Origin of the sequence: Pseudoalteromonas sp. BSi20429 (assembly GCF_000238895.1) — a bacterium.
In the GTDB taxonomy this organism is placed as follows: Bacteria; Pseudomonadota; Gammaproteobacteria; order Enterobacterales; family Alteromonadaceae; genus Pseudoalteromonas; species Pseudoalteromonas arctica.
In genome coordinates this window covers 1-19548 of the sequence record NZ_BADV01000024.1, presented here as the reverse complement: position 1 = coordinate 19548, position 19548 = coordinate 1, and the positions used below count along the sequence as shown (strand labels likewise).

The window sequence follows — 19548 nt, the reverse complement described above, 5'->3', positions numbered from 1 at the left end:
GTACTATTGGTTATAAGCCACTTGGCTTATAACCATTTTTTAAGCCTATGTGCTAACTCTTCTCTAGTAAGGGTGCTTCTGTCGGATCAAAAATTCGATACGCCACTAGCTTTAAACCATCGTTAATAAAAAACCACACCAAAGCATATGCCCACACAGCAAGTGCCCATCCCCATCCTAGTGGGGTCATAAACACCCCATAAACAGCAATAAGTGTTGCTATAACTTGCGTGCCAAATACGGCGACCATTAATATAGCAGACGGTTTAATAGACCAAAATGGACCTCGGGTACGCGCTAAAAATATAGTCAAATGCCCTGCTACAGAAAGTAATAAGTACATTAATGTTTGAAGATGAGGACGGTCGAGTTCAAATACTTTATCTCCTAAGTAAAATAAACCAAAGGCTGCAATTGGCCCTACAATTCCCAGCACAGATGCAATACCTAAAACGAGCCGCATATTCCATGTTTCGGGCTTATTTTGATAATGTACATTGTCGTATGCAATAGACAAAATGGCGGCATCGTTAAGTAAAGCAAGCATTACAATCATGACTGCTGTTAACGGATAAAAGTTAAAAATTAATATCGCCATTGTCATAAAAAGTAGTACGCGCAGTGTTTCAGCAACCCTGTAAATAGCGTAACTGTTCATGCGTTGAAATATTTTTCGGCTTTCTTTAACTGCATCAATAATAACCGATAAGCCATCGGTCATTAACACAATTGATGCTGCTGAACGCGCTGCATCTGTAGCACCCGATACAGCAATGCCACAGTCAGCTTTTTTAAGTGCTGGCGCATCATTTACGCCATCTCCTGTCATGCCAACAATGTGCCCTCTATGCTGAAGCACATCAATAATATGGTATTTATGCTCAGGGAATACTTGTGCGAATCCGTCAGCACTCTCGATTGAGTCATCTAACTGTGTGGCTTGATGATGCTCAGTTGCACCAAATCCACTAGCATCAAGAATGTTTGTCCCTAAACCCAGTTTACTTGCTGTTTCGCGCGCAATGGCCACTTGGTCGCCCGTCACCATTTTAACGCTCATACCCATTTCTTTTGCATCGGCAATGGTTTGTATTGCTTCTTCACGCGGTGGATCAAAAAGCGGCAATACGCCTATAAATTGCCATTTACCTTGCTCGTCTGTTTTAGCAACCGCTAAAGAGCGAAACCCACGCGCTGCAAATTCATCTATCGATGCCTCAACTTGAGTTTTAACTGCCTCAATATTAGCCGACAAAGCTAAAATAACCTGCGGTGCACCTTTGGTTACTTTAAACGTTTTGCCATCAGCATTTTTAATTAATGCTTCAGTACGTTTGCTCACAGGATCAAATGGCTGAAAATGCTCTATATGATAAGAATCTAGATGCTGCTCAGCTTTTACACTTTGTAATACTGCTAAGTCAATCGGATCGTTATTTTCTGAGCGAGATGCTAATGCCGCGTACAATATAACTTGCTCAGCAGAGCCTTTATTTATTGAGTTTTCGATATAAAACGGGTCACCTAACGTTAATAGGTTTTGTGTCAATGTGCCGGTTTTATCGGAACACAAAATATCAACACCTGCTAGCTCTTCAATTGCAGCTAAACGCGTTACAACCACTTGCTTTTTAGCCAATAAACGAGCGCCTACAGCCATAGTAACTGATAGCACTGTTGGCATTGCGACTGGTATTGCCGCAACGGTTAATACCAGTGCAAACTGCAATGTGGTGATCATTGGATCATCGCGAAACAAAGCAACAATAACTATAAGCAGCACTAAAGCCGCAGCAAGCATTATTAAATAATTACCAATTTTAAGCACTGCACGCTGAAAATGACTTGCGGTTCGCTCCCCTTGCACTAACTGTGCTGTTTTACCAAAAAAGGTATTAGCGCCGGTTGCGTATACTATTGCCTCTATTTCACCTTGGCGAATAATAGAGCCCGAATAAACAGTTTCACCCGCCGACTTTACAACCGGTAACGACTCACCCGTAAGTGATGATTGATCGACTTCTACTGAATCACCATCGAGCAAACGCGCATCTGCAGGCACTATATCTCCCATCCGCATTCTAATAACATCACCCGGTACAAGCTCGCTGGCATTTAAATTTTGCCATTGAGTATCGCGGCGAACGCGTGCTTTGTTGGCTAATTTTGCTTTTAATGCAGCAATCGCATTACCCGCTTGATGCTCTTCCCAAAAGCCAACCAATACGTTGGACAACAATAATACAAGAATAATAAAAAAATCAGCCCAGTGCTTAGCAAGCGCCGATAAAATAATAGCAGCCTCGATCATCCACGGTATTGGTCCCCAAAAGTAAGATAAAAATTTGAGTAGTAGGTTTGTTTTTTCTTCAACTAGTTCGTTAGGTCCATATTGTGCCAATCTTTGTGTGGCATCAGTTTGGCTTAACCCGTCGGATGATGTTTTTAGCTTTGCTTGTAATTGTGCAAAATCGAGCTTGCTCCATTCATCGCAATTTTGATTATATGAAGACTTGTTTACTGAACGATTTGATGACTGATGCGCTGACGAAATTTTGACCTTTTCCATACGAGCCTTCTATACAACATTGAGTTGAATAACTTGAGGTAATTAAAACCTACTAACCGTATAGCTAACATAAACTAAAGCTGTCGATATTGTTCTTACAAATATATTAACTTTGATCTAACGCAATGTTTAAGATGAAATAATATAAAAAGGATTATTTTTAGAAGATGACAAAGAGGGTGGATTATTAAAAGAAGTGCTCAAAGGCTATACATTGGGCTGAAATAGTAAATAACTCAGCCCAATGTATTTTTAGCTACAACCTTAAGGGTATAGCTATTGTTTTATTACTTTACAGTAAATTTTACGTCTTGGTCGCGTAATAAGTAAAGTGCAAAACACGCAGCCCACATTGGCCATGCAGTGAAAAATAATAAGTTGTTAAAGCCATCTATATACTGGTTGTACGAAGAAAGCGTTGATAAGCCATGCATTACAAAAATGATACCGTAAGTTATGCGCTTTTTAATACCCGCTAAAAATGCCAATACTAATACAAGTTGTAGAGCACCGATAACATAAGCAACTATGTCAGATGAGCCACTAATACCGTAAAAATGTTCAAAAATACGTGCGCTATGACCAGGGTTTACGAATTTATCGAACGTCCACATAACCATTACAATAAATACGCCTAAACGCAAAGATAAAAGTGACCATTGCAAACGGTTTTGCACATCAGAACTCATTGAACCTGTCATAAAATTTCCTTAAATGAATATTAATAAACGTTGAAGTAACCTAGACCGTATAAGTTATTTTTTATTTCAAAAAAATTTAATTATTTTAAATAAAAAGTAATTAAGCCTTGTAGTAATAAAAGTGAAGCTTATTTTAGGTATTTTAAAATGCTGCGTAAAAGTTAACAATTTTAAAATGTTAGCAGGTGAAAAGTAGTCTATAATTAAAAAAGCCCATTAAAAGCAAATATTTACATTCACTCTAATACAATCGCTCTATTAATATTTTATCAACTAATAAAACAATAGTACTTAATTACCACCTTTATAATGCATCCGTTTTGTTATGTTCTAAAAAACAAAAAGAATCGAAATTTTACTGAAATTTATTTTTAATCCTTTCGGTCTTTATCGCCAACAACATTTTAACCGTAGAGAGAAAACGTTTGAAACACGCATATTTAGCACTTTCCCTAGCCACCATATTAAATACACCACTTAATGCTTTTGCAGCCGAAGAATCAAAAACAACAAAAGATGGCGCAATAGAACGCATTGAGGTGGCAGGCCAAGTTATTAAATCTCAAGGTCTTTCGGTTAAAAACGCCACTGTAGACGGCCCTTTTGGCGACAACTTAGCCCTACAAGATATAGCCCGATCAGTAACACCAATTTCAAGCGAGTTAATTGAGCAGCTTAATATTACGACTTTACAAGACGTGCTCGCAGTAAGCCCTAATACCTATTCAGCCAGTGGTTTTGGGGCACCCAGTTTACCTACTATTCGTGGGCAACTAGGTGAGCTTTTCCAAGATGGTACACGCCGCCAAGCAGGTAATAATGGCTTTGGCGTGCCGTTATCGTTCAACTCTATAGAACAGATAGACGTGGTAAAAGGCGCGCCGCCGGTATTATTTGGCTCAAGCCAACGCAACGGTGGTTTTGTAAACTTACATTCTAAAAAAGCATCAACTGACGAAAGTAAAGGCAAAGCAACTGTATCTGCAGGTCGATGGGATCAGTACAGTGTTTTAGTGGATTACAGTGCACCCATTGTAAAAGACAAAGTAGGTTTTAGAGTAAGCGCTGAACACATAGATAATGGCAGCTACTACGACTTTTCAGGCACAAAGAGCGACAGCTTATTTGCATCATTACGCGTATTACCCGATGACAAGAGCAGCTGGGATATTAACTTTGAGTTATACCAAGTTGAATTTACCGATAACGCAGGTATTAACCGCCCTACTCAAGCGCTAATAGATAATGGCCTTTATATTACCGGCCAAGGCGTGCAAGCAAATGGCAGTACAGTACCGGCAGCAGGTTCAATAATCTCACCAACTGGGCAAGTAAAAATAGATCGCAGTACAGTACTTACCGACCCTGATAATCAAAACGAAGCCACTACTTATTTACTACACAGCATTTATAAGCGTGAACTTTCAAACAATGCATCAATAAAAAACATTACGTATTTTCAGCACTTACAACGCGAAGAAATTGCACAAAATAGCTTTGTTGAAATTATAGATGGTGCCGATACCGCGCAAAACCGTACCGAGCTTACCTATCTTTGGAATAGTAATCAGCAAACTATTTTTGCATTTGATGTACGTTATAACCGCGTACTAGGCTACAGCCAATTTACAACAGAAGCCGATTTACCTATTGATTTAACTGGCCCACTTTCAAACCGCCGCATTCCTTTGACTGATGCACAACAAGCGCGTTTAATTGAAATTAGCCCAGGTGTATTTGTATCCCCTGGTGGTCAATATGATATTAATAATGACGGCAGTGGCGACTTTAACTTATCAGACACTACTGATTCGCGTTCATGGCAAACAGGTTTTGCTATTCAGCAAGATTCTGATTGGACAGATAAGTTTCATACAAGTGTTGGCTACCGCATTGATTTTTATGACGTAGACGCGCACGACCCAATAGCACCAGAGGGTGAAATTGCAGCTCGTGATAGCATTAACGATAAGTTACATTCAGGGCAAGTAAGCTTTAACTACCGATTAAACGGTGATTACACCACTTATGGTGCAGCAAGTTACAACGAAGCCACATCAAATAGCATGGCTGGCGGCACGTCTCTTGGTGGCGACAACACGATTAGCGCGCAAAACTTTTCAACCGAAAATACCTTAGTTGAATTTGGTTTGAAATACGCACCAACCGACAGTGATTGGTACGCCGATGGTGCGGTGTTTAGCCAACGTCGTAGTTTACGTAATCGCGATGGTAGTAATACCGGCATTCGTACTACCGGCTTTGAAAGCCAAGTATTTTATGATGCTTACCCTTATTGGCTAAGTGCTGGCTACAGCTATATTGATGCACGCTACGATAATTCTGCAAGTAGCCAAGATTCAGCTCAAGTAGCCGATGCATTTGACAACTCACGTCCAGATATTATTGAAGGTACCAGTGTTGGCGCACCTAGCTTTACCGCTTTTGCACCTTCAAACACCCGTGTACAGGGTATCCCTGAGCAATCGTTCAGCTTTAACGGAAATTATTCAATTAATTCGAAATGGCAAACGGGTTTTTCAGGTCTATATACAAAGAGTTACCCATTAGACTTTTTGGCGACAGTAAAAATTCGTGATCAGTACACACTAAACGTAAATACTAGCTATGCTTTTACGCCTAGTACCAAGTTACGATTAGATGTGAACAACGTAACGAATCAAAAAAACTGGCGCCCAGTATTTGAAGGCGGTTACTTTGGTGCAACTTTAGCTTTTCCTGAGTTGCCAATTAACGCCAAGTTAACCCTTACGCATAGTTTTTAAGAGAGAGAACATGATTAAAAAAATATTTTTATTATTGATTGCAGCGGCCGCCGTCGGCCTGTTCTTTCATTTTGACTTACACCAACTACTTACGCTTGATGGCTTAAAAGGGTCAATGGATCAGTTTAGCGATTACAAAGAGCAGTCACCGTTGTTGGTTATTGGTGGGTTCTTTTTACTATACGTAGTTGTAACAGCTCTCTCGTTACCGGGCGCGGCTATTTTGACACTTGCAGCAGGTGCATTATTTGGCTTAGTTGAAGGCTTATTGGTTGCATCTTTTGCCTCAACTATTGGCGCAACACTTGCCTTTTTAGTATCGCGTTACTTACTACGTGACACTATTAAACAACGTTTTCCTGAGCGCTTAGCCGCCATTGATGCAGGCGTTGAAAAAGAAGGTGGATTTTACTTATTTACTCTACGCTTAGTGCCGGTGTTTCCGTTCTTTTTAATCAACTTACTAATGGGTGTTACCTCAATAAAGTCATGGACTTATTACTGGGTAAGCCAAGCAGGTATGCTAGCCGGTACATTTGTATTTGTTAACGCAGGTACGCAACTGGCTCAAATAGATAGCTTATCTGGAATTTTATCATTCAACTTAATCTTATCATTCGCTTTATTGGGCATTTTCCCATTCATTGCTAAAGGAATCTTAAACGTGTTTAAAAAACGTCGCGTATACAAAAACTACACTAAGCCTAAAAAATTCGACCGTAACATGATTGTTATTGGCGCAGGCGCAGGTGGTTTGGTAACAAGTTATATAGCCGCTGCTGTTAAAGCAAAAGTAACCCTTATTGAAGCGGGCGAAATGGGCGGCGACTGTTTAAACTATGGTTGTGTTCCAAGTAAAGCAGTCATTAAAAGCGCTAAAATTGCAGAGCAAATTCGCCACGGTGAAAACTACGGTCTAGAAAACGCAACACCACAGTTTTCGTTCAAAAAAGTAATGGCACGTGTACATAAAGTTATTGCCGATGTAGCACCACACGACAGTGTTGAGCGTTACACAGACTTAGGCGTAGATGTAGTAAAAGGTTACGGTAAATTAATAGACCCGTGGACTGTAGAAATTAAACTTAACGACGGTGGCACGCAAACACTCACCGCTCGTACTATTGTGATTGCCACTGGCGCACGCCCATTTGTACCGCCACTACCTGGTATTGAAGAAACGGGCTATGTAACAAGCGATACATTGTGGAATAAATTTGCAGAATTAGATGAGGCACCTAAAAAACTTGTAGTACTAGGCGGTGGTCCAATTGGTAGCGAATTAGCACAAAGCTTTGCACGTTTAGGTTCAAGTGTTACGCAAATTGAAATGAGCGAACGCATCATGATCAAAGAAGATCTTGAAGTGTCTACTTTTGCTCACGAAGCGTTAACCGAAAGTGGCGTTAATATTTTAACATCGCACCAAGCACTTCGCTGTGAAACGCGCGATGGTAAAAAATATATTGTTGTTAAACATAACGACAAAGAAATAGATATTGAATACGACGAGCTATTATGTGCTGTTGGTCGAAGTGCGCGTCTTAAAGGTTACGGTCTTGAAGAGCTAGGCATTGAAACAAACCGCACAGTAGTAACTAACGAATACCTAGAAACACTGTACCCAAATATTTTTGCAGCAGGCGATATTGTAGGTCCATACCAATTTACACATGTGGCAGCCCATCAAGGTTGGTACGCAGCGGTAAATGGCTTATTTGGTCACCTTAAAAAGTTTAAAGTAGATTACCGTGTTATTCCGTGGACTACGTTTATTGACCCAGAAGTAGCACGTGTTGGCTTAAACGAGCAAGACGCAAAAAACAAAGGCATAGATTACGAAATTACTCGCTTTGAATTTGAAGAGCTAGACCGTGCAATTACCGACAGCGCTACAAAAGGCTTTATTAAAGTGATTACACCCAAAGGCAAAGATAAAATATTGGGCGTTACTGTAGTATCTGAACACGCTGGCGATTTAATTGCTGAGTTTGTACTGGCAATGAAACACGGCTTAGGTCTTAACAAAATACTCGGTACTATTCATAGTTACCCTACATGGGCTGAAGGCAATAAGTACGCAGCAGGTGAGTGGAAACGCGCTCATGCACCTGAAAAAGTGCTTAACTTACTTGAAAAATACCACACTTGGCGTAGAGGTTAATTATGTTTAAAACACCTCTAAAAGCATTGCTACTTGGTTCGGCTTTAGTTGTAACATCGTTTGCAACATCATTTTCGGCCCAAGCCCAAAACATGCACGATAGCTGGAATGCATTGTTAAATAAGCATGTTGTAGCTATTAATCATAATCACAGTACTGAGGTTGATTACGCTGCCATAAAACGTGAGCATGCACAGCTAAAAACGTATTTAGATTCGTTAACGGCTGTAACGCAAAGTGAATTTGACGCATGGGAAAAGCCTAAGCAACTCGCTTTTTTAATCAATGCTTATAATGCTTGGACTGTTGAACTTATCGTCTCAAACCTTGCCAGTAAAGAGCACCCTGATCTTAAATCAATTAAAGACTTAGGGAGCTTTTTTAGCTCACCATGGAGTAAAGAGTTTGTGCCATTACTTGGCAAAACTCGCAGCCTTGATGATATAGAGCATGGTTTAATACGTGGCAGCGGTAAATACAACGACCCACGTATTCACTTTGCAGTAAATTGCGCGAGTATTGGTTGCCCAGCGCTTCGAGAAGAAGCCTATACAGCCACTGATTTAGAGAGCCAATTGCAAGAGCAAACAGTGCGCTTTTTATCAGATATGACACGCAATATGGCTCAAGAAAATACGCTAAGCGTGTCTTCAATATTTAAATGGTACGGCGATGACTTTGAAAAAGGTTTTAGAGGTGCAAACACGCTACAGCAGTTTTTCCTGCAATACAGCGACGCACTTAAACTGATACCCGCTCAGCAAAAAGCACTTAAAAATGATGACATGAAAGTTAAATTTTTAGACTACAACTGGGATTTAAATGTTCGCCATTAAGTTTTGGCAAACACTGGCGCGATACAGCTTTTGCTGTGTCGCGTTTTGCGTTTGTACAATCGCAAATTTAGCTGTTTTTTCGAGCACTGCGTTTGCTAATACCGTTATTAACTCAAATAGTAAAAGTAATTTAGTAATAAACACACAACAGGGATCTCGCTGGCAACAAGTTCAAACACTTGGTAGCAATCAATATGTATACTTTTATGCATGGGGCGGCGACGCGCAAATAAATGCTTATATTCAATGGGCAGCGCAGCAAGTTAAAACTAAGTACAACATTAACTTAGTGCATGTAAAATTAAGTGACACCAGCGAAGCAGTAAGCCGTGTACTTGCCGAAAAATCAGCAAACAATAACAACCAAGGCAGCGTAGATTTAATGTGGATCAACGGGGCTAACTTTGCCACCATGAGTGAGCACTCTCTGCTTTTAAAGCAATGGGCAAATAAACTCCCCTACTTTGCATTAACCGATCCGGCTAATAACCCTGCTGTAACCTTTGATTTTGGTTTACCTACCAACGGGATGGAAGCGCCATGGGGGCAAGCGTCACTTACATTTTATTACGACAGCATTGCAATAAATGGTAAGGCAAACAATAAATTGCCGACGACATTAAACGAATTATTGAACTGGAGCGCGCAAAACCCTGGTCGCTTTAGTTACCCAAAGCCGCCTGACTTTTTAGGTATGAGCTTTTTAAAATACGCCTTAGTTGTACTGCATCAGCAAAGCAGCGAAAATATTAAAGCGCAGCTAAACCAACCAGCTACAACTAAAAATACAGCGCAAGTGTTAAACCCACTGTGGGACTTTTTAGATAAACTACACCCAACTCTTTGGCGTGGTGGCACTCATTTTATGCAAAGTGGTGCTCAAATGCGCCGCCTTGTGGACGATACAGAATTAAGTCTCGCATTTACTTTTTCAGCACCTGAAGTACCAGCGGCTGTAAAACGCTATGATTTACCAAACAGCATTCGCAGTTACGCAATGAGTGATGGCAGTTTAAGTAATACCCATTTCGTGGCAATTCCTTACAATGCAAGCCACCAGCAAAGTGCGCAATTAGTGGCTAATTTTTTACTCAGCCCTGAGGCGCAAGCTCAAAAACAAAAAGCGCATATATGGGGCGATAAAAGCGTACTTATTCAATCAACGTTAACGCCTGATCAGCAAGCCTTATTTAAAACAGCTAAACCGCATCCAAGTGCACTGCCTTTAAACAGTATTAAACGCACATTGAGCGAACCTCATCCAAGCTGGGTAAACGCCATTATGCAAGGTTGGCAAACCCGTTATGGAGTAAGCCAATGAGCGTTATTTCAAAAAGTGTACCAGTAAATACCAAAGCAACAACGCAGTGCAGCACCGATATGTTTACGCGCATTGTAAAATTTAGCCCGCGATTTTTACTCGCTTTACTTATACTACCCGTACTTGGTGGCTTAATTAGCGTATTGCTGCCTGCCTTTGGTTATGCGCCCGTACTTGAGCAAACAACGTTTAGCTTGCAAGGTTTTAATGCCCTTTGGCAAACACCTGGCCTTACTCAAATGGTTACCTTAAGCGTTGCAACGGGCTTAATAAGTACTCTGCTTGCATTTATCATTACCTTAATGATTTTAGCTGCGTTTTTTAATAGCCCGTGGCTTAACCGAATTCAGCGTTTATTGAGCCCTATATTAGTGATACCTCATGCCGCAGCCGCTATTGCGGTGGGGTTTTTAATTGCCCCTTCAGGTATGATTTCACGCTTAGCGTCGCCTTGGTTAAGCGGCTGGGAACTTGCGCCAAACGGTATGTTTCCGCATGATTCGTTCGGTATTAGTATTATTTTAGGCTTAACACTCAAAGAGCTTCCCTTTTTATTACTAATGGCACTGGGCGTACTTGCTCAACCTGAGCTTGGCAAAAAATTACGCCAACAACATAAGGTTGCGCTTAACTTGGGTTATTGCCCAATGACCGCCTTTTTTAAAGTAATACTGCCAAGCCTTTATCCGCTACTACGTTTGCCCCTTTTAGCAGTGCTTGCCTATGCAAGTGCCAGTGTAGAAATGCCACTCATTTTAGGCCCAAATACACCACCCACGTTGGCCGTTGCAATAATGCATTGGTTTAACGATGTTGATTTAAACCTGCGCATTAAAGCCTCAGCGGGTGCTTTATTACAACTGGCTGTTACAGGCGGGTTATTAGCCCTTTGGCTTGGCGCAGAAAAGGCCGTAAAAGTGTTATTTAGCGACTCTCTCACTAATGGAGTGCGCGAATACGGCGGATTTTATTGGCAAAAAATAACGGTAGTACTCACCACATTAGTAATTAGCTTTATACTGTTGTCACTTATTGGTTTAGTTATGTGGTCGGTTGCAGGTTTTTGGCGCTTTCCAGATGCAATGCCTGAGCAATTTACACTACTGCATTTTAAAAGTGCGCTAATGCAAATGGGCAGTCCGCTTTTTAATACGCTAGCAATCGGTTTAGTAACCACACTATTTGCCATTATTCTTACTTTATTGTGTTTAGAATCAGAGCAGTTGAGTGACAAACCTATTTCTCGTTTTACCAGTTTAATTATTTACTTACCGTTATTAGTACCCAGTATTGCCTTTTTGTTTGGGCTAGTATGGATACAACAATTGGTAAATAACCAAGCCGCATTTTTTAATGTGGTACTTACGCATTTACTGTTTGTGTTGCCTTATGTGTTTTTGTCACTTGCGAGCAGTTATAGGCGCTTAGATCCTCGTTTTGCTCATGTTGCAGCAAGCCTAGGCGCAGCGCCATGCAAGGTGTTTTTTAAAGTAAAACTACCTCAGTTGTTTGCCCCGATTTTAATTGCAGCCGCACTGGGCCTAGCTATTAGTTTTGGACAATACCTCCCCACGCTTTTAGCTGGCGGCGGGCGCATAGCCACAATAACAACCGAAGCCGTTACGCTTGCCAATGGCGCAAGCAGACGCACCAGTGCCGTGTACGCTATTATGCAAATGGCGTTGCCGCTTATTGGATTTATACTGGCATGGGGTTTACCTAAATACTTTTTCAAAAGTGCACGTATTTAAAAGTGCACATATTTAAAGCATCCATGTTTAACACTATCAGGGTTAAGGTTTTTTAATGCAGTCATCGTTACAGATTAAAAATTGTCAGCTTTATCGCCAAAATGAGCTGTTACTTAGCTTAAACGAGCAAGTTAATGGCGGTGAAATTCTGACTATTATGGGCCCATCAGGCAGTGGTAAATCAAGCTTATTAAATTGGCTTACGGGTACTTTACCAAGTAGTTTTAAGGCCAATGGAGAGGTGTGGCTTAATGGTCAAAATATCGATAACACCCCTCCACACTTGCGCCATATCGGAGTGCTTTATCAAGACGCTTTATTGTTTTCGCATTTAACTGTTGCTGGTAACATTGCCTTTGCAATGCCCAAAGGTAATAAAAAACAACGCCTTGAAAAAATAGAACACGCACTTGAGCAAGTAGGTCTTAAAGACATGGGTAATCGTCACCCCGATAACTTATCGGGCGGGCAGCAAGCCCGTGTTGCATTATTACGTATGCTGCTGAGCGAACCTAAAGCCATTTTACTCGACGAACCCTTTAGCAAACTCGACACCCAACTGCGTGTTGATACACGCGAACTCGTGTTTAGCCAAATACGCGATCATAAGCTACCTGCAATTATGGTAACTCACGACCATAGCGATGCCGACGCTGCAAATGGCAAACTAATCACTTTAAATAGCGCACTTTAATTCGTGGCTTTAATACGCATAAGGCAACAAACATGCTAGACAAATTTATCACCCCTGTAATTAAGCCACTTTTAACACCTGTGGTTATGCTTATGCATAAACGCGGCATAACTGCCGATCAGCTCACTGTGGTTGGCTTTTTAGTTGGCTTATTAGCCGTGCCATTACTGGCATTTGAAATGTGGTACGGGGCATTAGTTGCCATTGCTTTAAATCGAATTTTAGATGGACTTGATGGCGCATTAGCACGCTATGCAAACCAAAGTTCAAGCGCGGGTGGCTTTTTAGATATCACACTCGACTTTTTATTTTACGCGGCTATTCCGCTTGGCTTTATTTTGGCAAACCCTGAGCAAAACGCGATAGCGGGATCGTTATTACTTGCCACTTTTATTGGTACGGGCTCAAGCTTTTTAGCTTTTGCGATTGCCGCCGAAAAATTTAAACTCGAAAAACCGCAATTTAAATACAAAAGCTTTTACTACTTAAACGGCTTAACCGAAGGCACTGAAACAATAGCGCTATTTATTGCATTTTGTATTTGGCCGCAGCACTTTGCGGTTATGGCGAGCATTTTTGCTATTGCGTGTGGCATAACTATTTTTACCCGTATACATGGCGGTTATCACACGCTTAAGCAACAAGAAGCAGCTGAAAACATGCCTAGCAGTGCAAATTCAGAGGTAATCAATGACTAATGAAGTATGGTGGCGACTCGGCTGCTTTTTTAGCATTTTAATTATAATGATGCTGCTTGAATGGCAAAAGCCTGCTCGCCAAGCACCTATTAAAAGCAGTACACGTTGGTTTGCTAATTTTGGGTTAGTGTTTGCTTCATCAGTTATTGCGCGCTTAGTGGTCCCTATTGGGTTAACCGCCGTGGCACTTTACAATCAAGAGTATGGCATTGGCTTATTTAATCAAATAGCCCTACCAAGCATTATAATTATTATATTGAGCATACTTTTACTCGATATATTAATTTACTGGCAACATAGGTTATTTCATCAAGTGCCTATTTTATGGCGCTTACATCGCGTACATCATGCCGATGCACATGTAGATACCAGTACGGGCTTGCGCTTTCACCCTATCGAAATTGTACTGAGCATACTTATAAAACTCATTGCAGTAACTGCTCTTGGCGTACCTGCCATTGCGGTACTTATATTTGAAATAGCACTTAATGGTTTAGCATTATTTAATCATGCAAATATACGCCTACCTAATGCCATTGAAAAACCACTTCGTTTAATATTAATGACGCAAATATTACATAGAATTCACCATAGCCAAGTGGTTAGTGAAACTAACTCAAACTATGGTTTTAGTGTAATTTGGTGGGATAAATTATTTGGTAGCTACAAAGATAAAGCTAAAAAAATCGACGCAGATATAAATATTGGCTTAAAAGAATACCCAAGCAAAAAGCAAAATGCCTCATTGTGGGGCTTATTGATCATGCCTTTTAAAAATAAGTGAGCATAAGCTCACTTATTTAATATATTACATCAGGTTATTTACTTTTTATATTTTTTATTGCTTTTAAAATGTCGTCTGGGCGCTGAAAAAATGCCATATGATCGCTATTACTTAGAGGTATATATTGCCCACCCGATTGCTCACTAATTTGCTGGCTCCATAAAGAGCCCTCTTGTTGCCATAATACTAAATTATCGACGAATTCAGGTTCTGCATTTTTAATATCATACGATTCAAAATCAGTATCTATAACGGAGATTGGAGTGGATGTGGCTATATCGGCACTAATAACACGATTTAAATCATCATGATAATTCATAATCTCTCTTGCTCGTGTTACTTGTTTATCAATTTGAGTACGGCTTTGGCTTATTAAATCAAAGTACGGCCAATTCATTTCTGCTTTATACTGTGAAGGGATGAGTGTTTCGGTCGCTGTACGTTCATCAGTTAATTTATCTCGAGTCCTTTGCGTCCAATTACCTTCTTCTATATGTGTGATTAAGGTATCACCTGCATCTCTATACCAATATACGGGCCAATCTTGATACAAGCTAATAGAGTGTGGCAGCAAAACATCGGGATCAATCCACACCATACCGTTAAGGCTAGTTACAAATTGTGAATCAGGTGAATTTTGCCATAAATGAGCCAAAATATTTGCACTGGCAAAGCTAACAATAATTAGCTCCTTTTCATTAAGCAGTCCTAACGTTTTATCTAATGCAGGCACAAAAGAAGCATACGATGGTTGCTCAGCAGGGCTACTAAAACCGCTTCCAAAGCGTTCTATGACGTGTACACGATGAGTTTTTGCTATCAATGGCTGCAGTAAAGCAAACCAAGCACTGTCACTATGAAAGTTTTTATTAAAGCCCGATAAAAGAATAATCGCGGGCCCCGAATGTTCAAGGCCCATGCTACGTACATGTACATCGTTTTTTTGTTGTTGATCAACGCGATATAATTTTGAGTAGGTATCGAGTTTAGTTTTACTTACTGTATCAAAAAAGCTTATTAATTCTTCCGTGGTGTTAAAACTACTAAATGCCCAACTATGCCCCCCGCCTTCAATTGCTACCAATTGGTTGATATAGCTATCATTTTTAAATGTATATTTAGCGATTGCCTGACTTTTTTCTAATTGTACACCCGAATCAATACTGTTTTCTTTGGCTATTATTTCAATAGCAAGCCTACTTGGGATTAATCCAAAATTTGAATGAGTTTTACCTTCAAAGGGTAAAGTCTGATCATTTGTGCCATGTACCATCATGTAGTTGGTGTGATTTACTATCTCGCATCGTTGAGACAACTGCTCTGACATAGGCGAGGCAACTGATGCTATGGCCGCAAACTTTAAACTACTATTACACATTAAATTTTGTGTAAATAAACCTCCTTGAGAAAACCCGACCGCAAAAAGCTCTCCATCAATAATGTTGTATTTAGCTTTAACATCATCAACAACATTTTCGACAAACACCAAATCATTAATGCCTAATCGATGGGGTTTATTGCAATCACATCCTTCATTCCACTCTTCAACTTTTGATTGTGGGTAAACAACTATATAATTTTCTGATGCAGATTCAAACGCAGCCATACTCTGCATATTTTTAGCGCTCTGCCCAGAACCATGAAAAGCTAATAAAAGCTTATAAGATTTTTTTGTATCAAAGTTATTACGTGGTGTTGCCACATAATAACTTCGATTTTTTAATTTAACTTTAGTTAAACCCTTGGGCTGGGTACTTGTTAAACTCGAATCCTTATTAGTACCATTACAACCGGCCATTAATAATGTGACAGTCATTATTTTCAATAATAAATATAAATAAGTACGCATCTTCTCTACTCTCATTAAATATGAGTTGGTAGCAAATCATATACTTATTTGTTGTTGCCATAGTTGACGCTTATGTTTTTGTTATATTTATGTTATGTTTTAAAAAGCAATGTAATTTCAATATGATAGAGAACCCTATGGCTGTCCATATTTCTGGTGTTATTTTTGACGAAGAGCAGCGAACATTAAAAAATGACAGTCAAACTAGAAAACTTGAACCAAAAGTATTCAGTTTATTAATTACTTTACTAGCAGCTAATGGGAAAATTGTCACTCGCGACCAACTCATAGTTGAAGTCTGGAATAATCGGGTTGTAGGTGAGGGAGCGATCAATCGAACCGTGTCTTTATTGAGAAACCATTTTTCAGCGTTAACTAATGAAAATATTATTGAAACTGTCCCAACTCAAGGGTATCGGTTAGTTGCTACTGTAACGAACACAGATATTTCTCACGATGAAATGCCTGTTGAGCAAAAGGTTGCTTTTAAAAGCCCATCATTCAAGAAACCTATGCGCAATATCAAAAAAGCATCAATTATTGCAATTATTATAGCTCTGCTATTAATTACCCTTTTTAGCACACTCTTCAAAGTTGAAAACTTAATCACGCCAAATAAATTATCACTTGTTAGTGCGCCATTGATTGGTTTGCAAGGTAGAGAATATAAGCTCTCGGCCACCCAATCTGGGGGACTCATTTTGTTCCATCACCTTGATGAGGATGACCGTCAATCGGTTTATTTATATGATACAAAAACACATACTCAAAACAGTGTACTAACAAATTCGTTGGCGACGATAAGTGCTGATGGAGAATATATCGTTTATGCAACACACATTGATGAACAATGTTTAATTTCGACTTATCATGTACACACTAAGAAAAAGCAGTTTTTATTTTCATGTGATGAGTTCCCAACCTCACTAGCTTGGGGAGAAAACAATACATTTTACTTCAATAAACGTTTTAGTAAATCTCATCCATATCAAGTATATAGCTATAATATAAACACGAGTAGATTAAGACAAATTACAAATCCAAGTAGTAAAAATAATACTAAGGGCGATTTTGATTTCTCCTACAATAACCATAGTAATCAACTTGCTATTGTTCGTTATATAAGCGAAAACGACTCAAAAATAATTATTAAAAATGAAGAGGAAAAATTAAACGAATACGTAGTTAATCTGCGTGTAAAAAGTCTTGTATGGCATTCTAAAAACAATACTTTAGTTATCGCAAACAACAACACTATTTTCTCTTTAGAAGCCGCAAGTGGTGAATATTATTCGATAAAAAAATTAGATTTTACAATTAACTCTTTAGCTATTATCCCAGCTAAATTGAATGCCTCGCTATTAGTAAGTAGCCTTAATGTCGTAAGCGAAATTGTAAAATATAACACTATTAACAGTAGTCAACATGTGTGGCAGCAAAGTGCGCGCACAGAGCTGCTTCCTCGTATGCGGGCAAACACTCAAACTTTTTTGTCTACGCGTTACAAAAGCCATCACTTTTGGAGAGTTAAAAACGACGAGGCCCAATTAATTGATATCGATTTACCCTTTGATCTACAGTTTGTCCGCTACGAACTATCTGATGATGGCAGTCGTATTTTATTTACTAAGCACGGCGATGTTTTTGAACTAGATTTAAATAAAAATGCCTATCAAAAAGTGTTTACTAAAAATCACAATAGCTATGTTGCTAATTACGACGCACAAAATAACATTATTTATAGCACAAACGCTTCTGGACAATGGCAACTGTGGTTGTATCAACGAAGTACCGATACACACAGTCAATTAACTTTAAATGGGGGTTATAGCGGCAGAATCGTAGATCAATACCTCTATTACTCTAAATTTAATGTAGATGGTTTATGGCGTAAAAATTTAACAACAACAAGTGAAGAACTTGTTATTAAAAACTTCAATCGAATCAACTGGCTAAACTGGCAACTTATTGACCACCAATTATACTTTTATCGAGAAGCAACGGGAATTTGGACTTTTAATATCAATACTCAAAAAGAGAATTTGATCATGCCAAAACCTGATGGTTTTGTTCACCAATATACAGTGGCACCTGATCAGCAACATATATTCTGGGTACGCCTAAAAACTATTCAAGGTGATATTTATCAATATACCTTTTAATTATCGTTTTTAAATATAGGTTGTGTGTTTTTCAAATATAAAATAATAAAAATGCTTTACTATAAACTGTTTAGCAATACATATGTAAATAAGTAAACTGCTTACGCTCCTCGTATTTATGTATTTTTCAGTCCTGCAACTGGTCTTACCGTAAACTAATTGTAAATAAAATAAACAAATATGTTGACCATTTGCGTACTCCACAATATCATTTGTAAGCGCTTACAAAACACATTTACAAATGTAAGCGCTTACAACACAAAAATACATAGATCGTAAAACAATTAATCTGACAATAATCTGTTGAAACCGGGGTTCAGTTATGAACATTGAAACAACGCACATTACACGTTTACTTGCCGCTATCTCTTTAGTTACGTTAGCTGGCTGTGGTGGCGACTCTGCCACTAAATCAAATTTTGAAAATGTAGATGCCTCTGAACCAGTATCAGATTGGCAAATGGTTTGGAGCGACGAGTTTGAAGGCTCAGCCATTGATACAAACAAATGGAACTATGAATTAAACTGCAATGGCGGTGGTAACAACGAGAAACAGTGTTACACCGACAGCGAGCAAAATGCATTTATTGCAGACGGTGTGTTAAACATTGTTGCCCTACCCGCTGAAGAAGGTGCAGAAAAACCTTATACTTCAGCACGCTTAAACACGCGTTACAACGCTGACTTTACGTATGGTCGCTTTGAAGTGCGCGCCAAACTTCCATCAGGACAAGGTAGCTGGCCAGCATTTTGGATGCTGCCAACAGATGAAGTTTATGGCACTTGGCCTCGTTCTGGCGAAATAGATGTTTTAGAATCAGTAAATCTTAAAACACCGGATGAAGACGGTGGAATAGAGTCAAGCATCCACGGCACACTTCATTACGGACGCGCGTGGCCAGATAACAGCTCTACGGGCAAAGAATTTAAATTCCCTGAAAATACTAACCCGGCAGATGATTTCCACACGTATGCTGTTGAATGGCAAGAAGGTGAAATTCGCTGGTACGTAGACGGTTACCTTTATGCAACTCAGCGTCAATCAGAAGTTCGTACTAATGCAAGTGACGAGGCTGTAGGTCTAAAACACCGTGGCTGGTTTGCAGAATATTTTGAGCAAGGTTCTGGCGAGCTTGAAACTCACTGGGATAGCGCACCATTTGATAAAGACTTTCACTTATTGCTAAACCTAGCAGTAGGCGGCGACTGGCCTGAAAACGTTAATGATCTAGG

The 19548-nt window shown here is 39.5% G+C and carries 13 protein-coding genes; 10 read left to right on the top strand and 3 right to left on the bottom strand.

Going from position 1 to position 19548, the window contains the following annotated elements; all coding sequences use genetic code 11:
* Positions 1-52: 52 nt before the first annotated feature.
* Both P20429_RS13960 and P20429_RS13965 read right to left on the bottom strand, forming a co-directional pair.
* Positions 53-2569, bottom strand: a complete 2517-nt coding sequence (locus P20429_RS13960; protein WP_007581774.1) for a plasma-membrane proton-efflux P-type ATPase — start codon at positions 2567-2569, stop codon at positions 53-55.
* Positions 2570-2856: 287 nt separating this feature from the next.
* Complete coding sequence (locus P20429_RS13965) at positions 2857-3270, bottom strand: hypothetical protein (RefSeq protein WP_007581772.1); 414 nt, start codon at positions 3268-3270, stop codon at positions 2857-2859.
* A 425-nt stretch (positions 3271-3695) separates the two neighbouring features.
* Between P20429_RS13965 and P20429_RS13970 the strand changes: the two genes are divergently transcribed.
* From P20429_RS13970 to P20429_RS14005, 8 genes are read left to right on the top strand one after another with little or no spacing between them, the layout of a single operon-like run.
* Positions 3696-6056 (top strand): TonB-dependent siderophore receptor, encoded by a 2361-nt coding sequence (locus P20429_RS13970; RefSeq protein WP_007581771.1) that lies wholly within the window; start codon positions 3696-3698, stop codon positions 6054-6056.
* A 10-nt stretch (positions 6057-6066) separates the two neighbouring features.
* Positions 6067-8220 carry an FAD-dependent oxidoreductase gene (locus tag P20429_RS13975; protein ID WP_007581769.1) on the top strand — a complete coding sequence of 718 codons (2154 nt, stop codon included), beginning with the start codon at positions 6067-6069 and terminating at the stop codon, positions 8218-8220.
* A 2-nt stretch (positions 8221-8222) separates the two neighbouring features.
* A complete protein-coding gene (locus P20429_RS13980) occupies positions 8223-9056 on the top strand; it encodes a DUF547 domain-containing protein (RefSeq protein WP_007581767.1) in 834 nt (277 codons plus the stop codon).
* Entirely contained in the window at positions 9043-10377 is a 1335-nt protein-coding gene (locus P20429_RS13985; protein WP_007581765.1) for an ABC transporter substrate-binding protein, read from the top strand. Before P20429_RS13980 ends, P20429_RS13985 begins: the two co-directional genes overlap by 14 nt.
* Positions 10374-12128 carry an ABC transporter permease gene (locus P20429_RS13990; RefSeq protein WP_007581763.1) on the top strand — a complete coding sequence of 585 codons (1755 nt, stop codon included), beginning with the start codon at positions 10374-10376 and terminating at the stop codon, positions 12126-12128. The genes P20429_RS13985 and P20429_RS13990 overlap by 4 nt, the downstream gene beginning before the upstream one ends.
* A gap of 55 nt (positions 12129-12183) precedes the next feature.
* Positions 12184-12822 (top strand): ATP-binding cassette domain-containing protein, encoded by a 639-nt coding sequence (locus P20429_RS13995; protein WP_002960109.1) that lies wholly within the window; start codon positions 12184-12186, stop codon positions 12820-12822.
* Between the two features lie 32 nt (positions 12823-12854).
* Positions 12855-13520, top strand: a complete 666-nt coding sequence (locus tag P20429_RS14000) for a CDP-alcohol phosphatidyltransferase family protein (RefSeq protein ID WP_007581760.1) — start codon at positions 12855-12857, stop codon at positions 13518-13520.
* Entirely contained in the window at positions 13513-14304 is a 792-nt protein-coding gene (locus P20429_RS14005; RefSeq protein ID WP_007581758.1) for a sterol desaturase family protein, read from the top strand. Before P20429_RS14000 ends, P20429_RS14005 begins: the two co-directional genes overlap by 8 nt.
* 34 nt (positions 14305-14338) lie before the next feature.
* On the opposite strand, the gene P20429_RS14010 is transcribed toward P20429_RS14005, so the two are convergent.
* Entirely contained in the window at positions 14339-16120 is a 1782-nt protein-coding gene (locus tag P20429_RS14010; RefSeq protein WP_158307908.1) for an alpha/beta hydrolase, read from the bottom strand.
* A gap of 170 nt (positions 16121-16290) precedes the next feature.
* On the opposite strand from P20429_RS14010, the gene P20429_RS14015 reads away from it, so the two are divergent.
* Both P20429_RS14015 and P20429_RS19275 read left to right on the top strand, forming a co-directional pair.
* Positions 16291-18315, top strand: coding sequence for a winged helix-turn-helix domain-containing protein (locus tag P20429_RS14015; RefSeq protein WP_007581754.1), 2025 nt, complete (start codon positions 16291-16293; stop codon positions 18313-18315).
* A 322-nt stretch (positions 18316-18637) separates the two neighbouring features.
* A partial coding sequence (locus P20429_RS19275; protein ID WP_033026451.1) for a family 16 glycosylhydrolase occupies positions 18638-19548 on the top strand: 911 nt, incomplete at its 3' end.

Coding starts and splice junctions, on each gene's coding strand:
- P20429_RS13990 (WP_007581763.1), top strand. CDS start 10,374: ATGAGCGTTATTTCAAAAAGTGTACCAGTAAATACCAAAGCAACAACG.
- P20429_RS13965 (WP_007581772.1), bottom strand. CDS start 3,270: ATGACAGGTTCAATGAGTTCTGATGTGCAAAACCGTTTGCAATGGTCA.
- P20429_RS13975 (WP_007581769.1), top strand. CDS start 6,067: ATGATTAAAAAAATATTTTTATTATTGATTGCAGCGGCCGCCGTCGGC.
- P20429_RS14000 (WP_007581760.1), top strand. CDS start 12,855: ATGCTAGACAAATTTATCACCCCTGTAATTAAGCCACTTTTAACACCT.
- P20429_RS13995 (WP_002960109.1), top strand. CDS start 12,184: ATGCAGTCATCGTTACAGATTAAAAATTGTCAGCTTTATCGCCAAAAT.
- P20429_RS13985 (WP_007581765.1), top strand. CDS start 9,043: ATGTTCGCCATTAAGTTTTGGCAAACACTGGCGCGATACAGCTTTTGC.
- P20429_RS14010 (WP_158307908.1), bottom strand. CDS start 16,120: ATGACTGTCACATTATTAATGGCCGGTTGTAATGGTACTAATAAGGAT.
- P20429_RS14015 (WP_007581754.1), top strand. CDS start 16,291: ATGGCTGTCCATATTTCTGGTGTTATTTTTGACGAAGAGCAGCGAACA.
- P20429_RS13980 (WP_007581767.1), top strand. CDS start 8,223: ATGTTTAAAACACCTCTAAAAGCATTGCTACTTGGTTCGGCTTTAGTT.
- P20429_RS13960 (WP_007581774.1), bottom strand. CDS start 2,569: ATGGAAAAGGTCAAAATTTCGTCAGCGCATCAGTCATCAAATCGTTCA.
- P20429_RS14005 (WP_007581758.1), top strand. CDS start 13,513: ATGACTAATGAAGTATGGTGGCGACTCGGCTGCTTTTTTAGCATTTTA.